The 6844-nt window shown below is 59.2% G+C and carries 5 protein-coding genes and 1 rRNA gene; 1 reads left to right on the top strand and 5 read right to left on the bottom strand.

Features of this window, described 5'->3' with window-relative positions; translation table 11 throughout:
• Window positions 1–91: 91 nt before the first annotated feature.
• Window positions 92–207, top strand: a 5S ribosomal RNA gene (rrf, locus tag HMPREF3173_RS05335).
• 56 nt (window positions 208–263) lie between these two features.
• On the opposite strand, the gene HMPREF3173_RS05330 is transcribed toward rrf, so the two are convergent.
• From HMPREF3173_RS05330 to HMPREF3173_RS05310, 5 genes are all read right to left on the bottom strand, one after another.
• Complete coding sequence (locus HMPREF3173_RS05330; protein ID WP_070571813.1) at window positions 264–1445, bottom strand: PepSY-associated TM helix domain-containing protein; 1182 nt, start codon at window positions 1443–1445, stop codon at window positions 264–266.
• Window positions 1446–1527: 82 nt separating this feature from the next.
• Entirely contained in the window at window positions 1528–3852 is a 2325-nt protein-coding gene (locus tag HMPREF3173_RS05325) for a TonB-dependent siderophore receptor (RefSeq protein ID WP_070571812.1), read from the bottom strand.
• A 264-nt stretch (window positions 3853–4116) separates the two neighbouring features.
• Window positions 4117–5097 (bottom strand): FecR domain-containing protein, encoded by a 981-nt coding sequence (locus HMPREF3173_RS05320; RefSeq protein ID WP_070571811.1) that lies wholly within the window; start codon window positions 5095–5097, stop codon window positions 4117–4119.
• Window positions 5081–5581: a sigma-70 family RNA polymerase sigma factor gene (locus tag HMPREF3173_RS05315; protein WP_070571810.1), complete on the bottom strand. Its 501-nt coding sequence runs from the start codon at window positions 5579–5581 to the stop codon at window positions 5081–5083. The genes HMPREF3173_RS05320 and HMPREF3173_RS05315 overlap by 17 nt, the downstream gene beginning before the upstream one ends.
• Window positions 5582–5697: 116 nt before the next feature.
• On the bottom strand, window positions 5698–6390 hold the full coding sequence (locus tag HMPREF3173_RS05310) for a GntR family transcriptional regulator (RefSeq protein ID WP_070571809.1): 693 nt from the start codon (window positions 6388–6390) through the stop codon (window positions 5698–5700).
• Window positions 6391–6844 lie beyond the last annotated feature (454 nt).

Here is a 6844-nt window from a genome sequence, read left to right as displayed (position 1 = left end):
TATCTGCGTGAGCAGGTAGGGGTTTTGTCTTTAAGTAGAGAGACGAGAAATTCGCAGGCACGTCCGAGGGACGGGCCTGCACACAGAATTTCTTGACGACCATAGAGCGTTGGAACCACCTGATCCCATCCCGAACTCAGAAGTGAAACGACGCATCGCCGATGGTAGTGTGGGGCTTCCCCATGTGAGAGTAGGTCATCGTCAAGATTCAAACCCAAAGCCCCTGTTCGCGATGCGAACAGGGGCTTTGTCTTTTCCGGCTGTCACACTGCTGTTCTGCGCACCTTACCGCTACGTCGTGCCTGTAGCTTGCGCCACCAGATGTACACCCCTGTGATCGATAACACTGCGATCACCACCCCCAAAATCGCAATCAGCACCTGCCCCGCGACTCCGATGATGCGCCCCCCATGAATGGGAAGCTGCAAACGATAGAACTGCTCACCCAGCGTGCCTTGTCCGGCAATTTCCTGACCTATTAGCTGGCCATCGGTGCCGTGAAAGAACAGCCAGGACTTACCATGGGCTTGCGTATCATGCTGGCCAAACCCCGCGCCATAAAAGTTGTACTCGAAGCTGTAATAGAGCTCACCGATCGGTGCGCTCAGTCCAAGCCTTGCGCCTTCCTCCTGCGCGCGTTGATACGCCTGTTGATAGGAAAGCTGCGTCACACCCAGGGCTTCCTTGGGCATGACGCCCCGGGCTTCGTAGACACTCGGCTCAACGGGTGAAAACAACGAAATGGCGGGTTTGAAGACCTGAGCCGGCAGGTTCATCGCCACACTGCTGATGGCGATGGGCAACAGTAGTAGCCACAGCCATAAGCCGCTGGCCCTGTGGATATCCATGTTCAGTCGATACGCGTGCCCGCCCTTGATCTTCCAGGCGGTGCTCCATTTGCGCCAGAACGGCCGCCCGCGGGGCAGGGTGAGTAATACAGCGATGAGGCAATCCACGACCCAGAGGATCGCCACCACACCCATCAGCACAATCCCCCAATTACCCGGTAGAGTCAGGCTGTAATGCAGCTCCAGCATGAACGGCATGAAGTTCTCGCGTGAGAAGCAGCATTCGCCCCAGTAGCGCTGGCCCAAAGTCTCACCGCTGACCGGATCGAGATAGAACACGGTGTTCTTCTCGTCATAGGGCTTGCCGGACTGTGGATCGTTGCGTGGAACCATCGCCAGTAGCGCGGAGTGCCCCGCCTCCTGTGGATATTGCATGTACCAGACTTGCAGCCGCGGATACTGGGTCTGCAACTTGTCCACAAGCGCGCCGGGTTGTTGCAGCGCCCCGGTGGCCGAAGCTTCGTAGAAACCTGGGTTGAGCCATTCGTCGAGTTCGTGGTGGAAGGCCAGCACGCTGCCAGTCAGGCCGGCGACGGCCAGAAACGCTGCCGTGGCCAGGCCAAGGTAGCGGTGCAACAAGACATAGAGTTGACGCATTTACAGAGCTCCAGGAAAGCGCCGGAAACGAAAAAGCCAGCACCTGGGTCAGGAGCTGGCTTCGAGCATGGAAAGGAACGAGTCAGAACTGATAGCTGACCGTGGCACTGACATTGCGTTCTTCGCCCATGTAGCAGTAGTTCAGGCTCGCACAAGACGCGACGTAGGATTCGTTGGTCAGGTTATTGGCATTGAGTCGCACATCCATTCCCTTGAGCCCGACCTTGCCCAGGTCATAACCGACCGAGGCGTCGAACAAGGTATAGGAGGGCACCTTCATGCTGTTTTCCGCATCGACCCAGCTATAACCCACATAACGCACGCCGCCACCCAGGCGCAGGCCATCAAGCGGGCCTTGGAGGAAGTTGTAGTCGGCCCACAGCGAATACATCTGTTCCGGCGCCTGGGTCGGCGAGCGGCCTTTATTGTCCAGGCCTGGGGTCACCAAGCTCGGCATCGATTTGGTGTATTCGATGTCGGTGTAGGTGTAACCCCCGATCAGCTTGAGACTGTCGGTCACCTGCACATGGGCTTCCAGCTCCAGGCCCTGGGAGCGAACCTCGCCCACCGCACGATAGAACTCTTCGTTCGGTTGCTTGGAGGCCAGGTTCTCTTGCTCGATGCGGAACACCGAGGCCGTGAACAAGTTGTCCGTGCCGGGCGGTTGGTACTTGATACCGGTCTCCCACTGCGTGCCTTCGGTCGGCGCCAGCGGACGGCCGTTCTGGTCGGATACGGTGTTGGGGTTGAATGACTCGGAGTAGCTCACGTAAGGCGCAACGCCATTTTCGAACAGGTACAGCACACCCGCACGGGTGGTGAACTTGGAACGGTCATCGTTGACCTTGGTATCGGTGTCGCGGTTCTCCTCCGATACCTTGACCCAGTCCTGACGCAGTCCCAGGGAGAAGCGCCATTGGTCCAGTTCGACCAGATCCTGTAGGTACACGCCGGTTTGCTGCAGACGCCGCAGGTAGTTGTTTTCGCCGAGGACCTGAAGGTTGCCGTTGCCATAGTGCGGGTTACCGGCATCCAACGGATCGACAGTGCCGTAGCGCCAGGTCACATCGGCCTTGCGCCGCTGATAGTCGGCGCCGAGCAAAACGGTGTGTTTAGCAGCGCCTGTGAAGAATTCCGCCTGGAGCATGTTATCGACGATAAACGAATGCAGGCGTTCGTCGCCGCCGGTATAGGCGCGGTTGAGGATGTTGCTGGTGGCATCCGCCCAGCCAGCCGAATAGACCTGGTCCATCGACACATCCGAATCTTGATAGCGGAAGTTCTGACGTGCGGTGAAGACATCATTGAAGCGATGTTCGAATTGGTAGCTGAACGACTGCTGGGTACGCTCGTAATCGTCGATGTCCGGTTCGCCCTCGAAGAAGTGGTCGGACAAACGCAGGCCGTTGCGAGGGTGCAGCATGCCATCGGCCGGGTTGCCGCCGTGATAACCGCCATTGGGGTCGTGCTGCAGGTAGGCCTGCAAGGTCAGTGATGTGTCTTCGCTAAAGTCGATGCTGACCGCAGGTGCGATTGCGTAGCGCTCTTCCTTGTTGTGATCGAATTGAGTGTCGGAAGCGTCCGCAAGACCAGTTAGGCGATAGGCGATGCGTTTGTCGTCATCCAGCGGGCCGCTGAAGTCGAAACCCATGCCACGCTGGCCCTGGGTGCCAACTGTGGTCTGGATCTGATGGTAAGGATCGAACAGTGGCTTCTTGGTGGTCAGTGCCACCAGCCCGCCTGGTGAGCTGCGGCCATACAGCACGGAGGAGGGCCCCTTGAGGATGTCGATGCGCTCCAGGAAGTACGGATCCACCTGCATGGTGCTGTAGGTGCCGTTATCGCCCATGGATTTCAGGCCGTCTACGTAGATGTTATCCACAGACCCGTCGTTGAAGCCGCGCATGGCTACGTAGTCGTAGCGATGGGTCGCGCCGTAGGGGTTGGTCAAGACGCCAGGGGTGTAACGCATGGCCTGGGCGACGGTCTGGGAGCCCTGGTCGTCCATCTGTTGGCGAGTGACCACCGAGACCGACTGGGTGGTTTCCAAGATCGGCATGCTGGTCTTGGTGGCCACTTGGCTGTGAGTGGCGTTGTAGCCTTCCATGCTGCCCAAGGCATTGCCCAGGGTGAAGCTGCGGATGTCGGTGCTTGGCAACGACAGCGCAGCATCCTCAGGCTGCGCACGCAGCACATAGCTGCTTCCGTCCTGGCTGACGGCTTCCAGCCCAGTGCCGTTGAGCAACTGGCGCAGGGCCTGGTCGATGGCGTACTGGCCCCGTAAGCCAGGCGATTGCAGCTTACCTGTCATCTGCGGGGTGCTCGACAAGGTGATGCCCGCCTGGCGGGCGAACTGGTTGAGCACGTCATCCAGATTTCCGGCGGGGATCGAGTACGGCTGGCTCATACCCACCGGATCGGCGGCCAGGACATGCGGAGCAACGCCTAAGAAACCGAGGGTCGTGCCGAGCAGGGCTGCGCGTATGGCTCGGCCGAAAAAAACGCAATTTAAGACAGGTCGAAAATCATTCGTATCGACGGTGTTCAGTTGAGACAAGGCATCTGGCATGGAAAAGGTCCGTGGGTTCGGTAAGGGCTGAAGGAGTCGCTTACTGTCCTAGCCGGACTTGCGAGAAAAACCCGCCAGAAAAACCTGCAGGAAATGAAAAAATCAGGCCACCCGTTCCAGGCGAACCCACCAGCGGGTGCGTTGACGAACGAGCACCGGTAGCGTCTGCGGCAACAATTGAAGCAGTTTGTCGGTGTCCTCCAGGCGGAACACGCCAGACAGCCGTAGGTCGGCGATGTCCTCAGTGCATCCCAGGTAGCCATGGCGATAGCGGCTCACCTCCGCCAGGAAGTCGGCCAGACGCATGTCGCGGGTGACAATCAGGCCCTCGGTCCAAGCGCTGGCGTCCATCGGCTGTCGTTCGATCGGTCGCGGCCCGAGGGCATCCACGCGCCAGGTCTGGCCAGGGGTGATCCACTGCAACGGCGCGCCATCGGGCCGGTGCAGGGCTACCTTGCCCTGGCTGACGCTGATGCGTGTGCAATCGGCGTCCTGACGCACCACGACCTGGCCGTCGAAGTCTTCGAGGAGGGCGTCACGGGTCTGGATTAACAAGGGGCGCTGGGCGTCATTGCAAGTGAGCATGAGTTCACCCTGGCGCAGCTGGATGAGCCGCTGGCGTTCGTTGAAGGTCAAATTCACGGCGCTGCGGGTGTTGAGCTGCAGCAATGAGCCGTCCTCAAGTGCAATGCTTCGGCGTTCGCCTGTGCCTGTGGCGTAGTCCGAGGCCCAACTGCTCAGTGCCTGTTGATCCTTGCCCAGCCAGGCAGCCGTACCGACCAAGGCGACCCCGCCTAACAGCTTGAGTGCCTGGCGTCGGTTCAAGCGGCGTTGGCTGGTTTCGAGGGTCTGAAGGGCGACGTTGACGCCCGCCATGGCACGCAGGTCCAGATCCTGGTGCAGGCTCACGACACGCTGCCAGGCCACTTCATGCGCATGATCGGCGCTGCGCCATTGTTCGCATTGCAGCTGCAGCGCAGGGGTATGGCCACTTTCACGCAGGCGCAGGAGCCACTGGATGGCTTGTTTGACTACCTTGGGCGAAGGCGGGCAGACGCCTATCGGGTCATGGCTCATCGTCATAACGCAACTGGTAGCAGTGATACAGCGCGTCCGCCACATAACGTTCGACAGAGCGCAGGGAGATGCCCATTTGTTCGGCGACTGCCTTGTGGCTCAGTCCTTCGCATTGGGCGAGCAGGAAGGCGCGGCGGACCTTGGGCTTGAGGCCGTCGAGCATGCGCGCAATGCGCTCGAGCAGTTCCAGCATCAGTTCACGGGTTTCGGCCGAGGGCGCTTCGGCCAGCGGTAGGTTGGCCAGCGCTTCGAGGTAGGCTCGTTCAACCTCTTCACGTCGCCAGTGATCAATCAGCAAGCCACGCGCTATCGTGCGCAGAAAGGCGCGCGGGGCGTTGAGTTCCAGGTGATCGCGTTGCAGCAGACGCACGAAGGTGTCATGGGCGAGGTCTGCGGCGTCGGCGGCATTGCCCAGCTTGCTGCGCAACCAATTGTGCAGCCAGCCGTGATGATGGCTGTAGAGCGTATGCACGGAATCTCTGAAAGACATGGAGGCGCGCTGTGCTGTTAGGTATTAATGATAATAAGTCTCATTGTTGGCGGGCTGGAATTATTTTGCAACTTCCTTAAACGGTGGGCTCGTCTTGCGGGCCCTACCTGCAGGTTTTAGCGTGCTGCCTGGCTGTCCAGATAGTTGCGAATAGTGCGCGATGCGTTGTTCAGGTGCCGCTCCAGTACGCTGACGGCATCGTCCACCTGCTTTGCGCTGGCGGCATCGACCAACGCAATGTGATCGTCCTGAGTCAGCTTGCCCAGGCCCATCGAGGACAGGTGGAAACGCAGGAAGCGTTCTTCCTCGTTGAGTTCGATCTCGATCATGCGCAGCAGCTTCTGGTTGCGCGCCTTGCTGTAGAGCGTCATATGCAGCAAGCGGTTGAGACGGCCGATTTCGGCATGGCGGGTTTCGTGCTCTAACTGCTGGATATAGCCGCGTGCCAGGGCGATGTCTTCTGGTTCGAGCAAGGGAACCGACTGGCGTAGCGCCTCGGACTCGAGCATGACTCGCAATTCATAAGTATCAACCGCATCCTCGCCGATCAGTGGGGCAACCACGGCGCCCTTGTGCATCACCACTTGCAGCAGGGACTGCGCTTCCAGCTGGCGCAGGGCTTCGCGCACGGGCATGCGGCTGACGCCGAACAACGTGGCGATCTCCTGCTGCCGCAGGGCGGTTCCAGGTGGCAGGCGGCCGTCGACAATGGCGCTGCGCAGACGCTCTTCGATCACGCTGCGTGCCAGATGCGCTGGCACCTGTTCGCCGCCCAGAACAGTTTTCAGAAGTCGGGGTTTTTCGGCCACGTGGACGTCTGCCTTGATAGAAATTGGATCCAATAACACTAGAAAGCAGCGAAGGGGGTGTCAAACCAACGCGATAACAGGCGCTGAGCCGATTGGCATGGCGCGAAGAACGGCTATCGTGAAGGAAGTCCCCTAGTAAGGGAAGCGCTACTTCATGCAGCGATAAATCCGCACCATCCGAGGATTTTCGAAGCTTTACAAGGCATGATGCGCAAGCGTTTGCGCGGGGCTATTCCAAGAGATTTGTGATGATCGTCACGGGGGCGCAATGAAACTTGTTTCCTGTGAATCGGCGTCTAGGCTGTCTGGAACAGGCGTGCTGGTTTGGGTCTTTGAGGATGCCGACCAGCGAATTGACACTATTCTCCGGGACTGCTGTACAATTGACGCCTGCTAAGCTGTGCTCTTTGATCTGATGTTTTTTTGACGCTTTGCGTTCTGACAAAGTGCACCG

Origin of the sequence: Pseudomonas sp. HMSC08G10 (genome assembly GCF_001808425.1) — a bacterium.
Classification (GTDB): domain Bacteria; phylum Pseudomonadota; class Gammaproteobacteria; order Pseudomonadales; family Pseudomonadaceae; genus Aquipseudomonas; species Aquipseudomonas guariconensis.
The sequence above is the reverse complement of the archived record's forward strand: the minus strand, read 5'-3'. Positions and strand labels throughout refer to the sequence as shown.

What these genes read in the sequence shown, in the direction of transcription:
- HMPREF3173_RS05330 (WP_070571813.1), bottom strand. Translation starts at nt 1,445, where the DNA reads ATGCGTCAACTCTATGTCTTGTTGCACCGCTACCTTGGCCTGGCCACG.
- HMPREF3173_RS05325 (WP_070571812.1), bottom strand. Translation starts at nt 3,852, where the DNA reads ATGAGCCAGCCGTACTCGATCCCCGCCGGAAATCTGGATGACGTGCTC.
- HMPREF3173_RS05320 (WP_070571811.1), bottom strand. Translation starts at nt 5,097, where the DNA reads ATGACGATGAGCCATGACCCGATAGGCGTCTGCCCGCCTTCGCCCAAG.
- HMPREF3173_RS05315 (WP_070571810.1), bottom strand. Translation starts at nt 5,581, where the DNA reads ATGTCTTTCAGAGATTCCGTGCATACGCTCTACAGCCATCATCACGGC.